The sequence below is a fragment of the Pseudomonas sp. EL_65y_Pfl1_R83 genome, from assembly GCF_963970695.1.
Lineage (GTDB): Bacteria > Pseudomonadota > Gammaproteobacteria > Pseudomonadales > Pseudomonadaceae > Aquipseudomonas > Aquipseudomonas tritici.
The window spans coordinates 1-272 of sequence record NZ_CAXAQI010000534.1; the positions used below are offsets into that span (position 1 = coordinate 1).

The window sequence follows — 272 nt, forward strand, 5'->3', positions numbered from 1 at the left end:
CGCCACCGAAGCCAACATGGACCGCCTCGACGGTGCCGGCGCTGCCGCCGCCATCGAAGCCCGCGCCGTCACCGCCAATGACTCCGCCGCCATCGTGCGCGCCAAGGCCGCCCTCGACAAACTCGACGTCGCCGAAGGCCTCGCTGAGCTGGAAGGCGCCTCCGCCCGCGTCGCCGTTGACGAAAAGCGCATGATCAACTGCCGCGCCGACCTCAACCAACTCGTGCCCTTCAAGTACGACTGGGCCTGGCAGAAGTACCTCGACGGCTGCG

General features: G+C 68.8%; 1 pseudogene. It reads left to right on the plus strand.

The annotated features are described in order from the left end of the window. Positions 1-272: pseudogene (locus AACY08_RS30210) on the plus strand (ribonucleotide-diphosphate reductase subunit beta); the annotation flags it as partial.